The following is a 1,447-nucleotide window of genomic DNA, read 5'->3' on the forward strand; positions in this document are numbered from 1 at the left end:
GGCAGCAGGCCGGTCAGCCCGACGAGGAGCAGCACAGCGGCACCGACGGCCATTCCACCGCTGGCCATGGCGACCGAGGGCAGCCGGGGGTCGACGCGGCGGCCGACCGCAGTGCTGTCAGCGCAGGCCGAACGCCCGGCTGATGCTCTGGCTCACTGTGTTGCCGGCGGTGTCACGCGCCGTGGTGCGCAGGCTCACGAAGCCGGCCTTCGCGGGTGCGGCCAGCGCGGTACGCCAGCCGTCGCCGTGCCGGGTCAGCCGCTGCTTCTGCCAGGTCGCCCCGTCGTCGTAGGACACCTCGACTGTCACCGCGCCGATCCTGCCGGTGACGTCGGGCAGGTGGGAGGCGACAACTGTCAACGGTGCCCGCCGGGACGCCTTGCCGGTGGAGTCGATGGCCACCCGGTAGTCCAGCTGGATCATCGGCAGCACCTCGGCCGACTCCTCCCCGGTGACCGCCGAGTGGAAGCCCCACTCGGTGCGGGTCTGCCGGGAGTACGGGTTCGTCCACGCGGCCCTGTCGTTCTCCACCACCAGCCGATACGGCAGCCGCTGCTGGGCCAGACCGGAAACCTGGAGGTACTCGGCGTTGCCCCAGTTCAGCTCCTTGTCGCCCTGGTAGAGGGTGGTCCGGTTGACCATGTCGTAGTTCGCGTACGCCTCACCGATGTGGCCGCCCCCGTCGCCCCACCCGGGCGCGGGCAGGTAGACGGTGTCCAGGTAGCGGACCGGCACGTAGTTCCCGCCCATCCGGGGTCGCTGGATCGGCCCGAACCAGGTGACGGCGCTCGGCTTACCGGCCGGGTACGTGGTCACCGCCATCAGGTGCTGACCGGTCTCGCCGGCGATGAACGCGTCGTCGATCCACCGCTGGTCGGCGCTCACCCAGTCGGTGCGTCGGCCCTGCGCCGGGGCCGGCTCCTGGTTGCTCGACGCCCAGCCGCGCCAGACGTCGGTACGGAACTCCAGCGCCTTGCCCTGCCGGTAGTTGCGGAACTCCACGTCGACCCGGGCCAACTGCCGCTTCGTGGGCCGGTAGGTGGGGTCGGCCGGCACCGTACCGGTCCAGTGGTGCGCCACGTCGTACAGGTAGCTGGTCTCCGGGTGCGACTCGACGGTGAGCCGCACCGCGCCCCGCTCCAGCGCGGCGATGAGCTGCCCACCCTCGTCGGCGCCGAGGGTGGCCACTGTCACCGGGGCCGGGCTCTCCGGGCTCCACGCCGCCTCGTCCCAGGGCTGGAGCCGACCGACGCCGTCGTTGACCACGAGCAGCAGCTTCGCTCCGGCCGCCGCGGCGGCCTGCGCCTGGGTGGCGATGTCCACACTGTCACTGCGGCGCACCACCACGGCCCGGTCCCGGACCGGACGCTTGACCCAGCTCGTGCAGCATGAGCTGACGGGCCGCCTCGGTGATCGAGCCGGACAGCGAGGGGTAGATGGTGATGGT

At 71.9% G+C, this 1,447-nt stretch carries 1 protein-coding gene; it reads right to left on the reverse strand.

All coding sequences use genetic code 11. The features are described from left to right. Nucleotides 1–117: 117 nt before the first annotated feature. The gene (locus AB0C20_RS36135) at nucleotides 118–1,347 is read right to left on the reverse strand and encodes a hypothetical protein (RefSeq protein WP_357569713.1); all 1,230 of its coding nucleotides are present in this window, start codon (nucleotides 1,345–1,347) and stop codon (nucleotides 118–120) included. Nucleotides 1,348–1,447: the final 100 nt, after the last annotated feature.

Origin of the sequence: Micromonospora sp. NPDC048843 (assembly GCF_040649965.1) — a bacterium.
GTDB classification, from domain to species: domain Bacteria; phylum Actinomycetota; class Actinomycetes; order Mycobacteriales; family Micromonosporaceae; genus Micromonospora; species Micromonospora hortensis.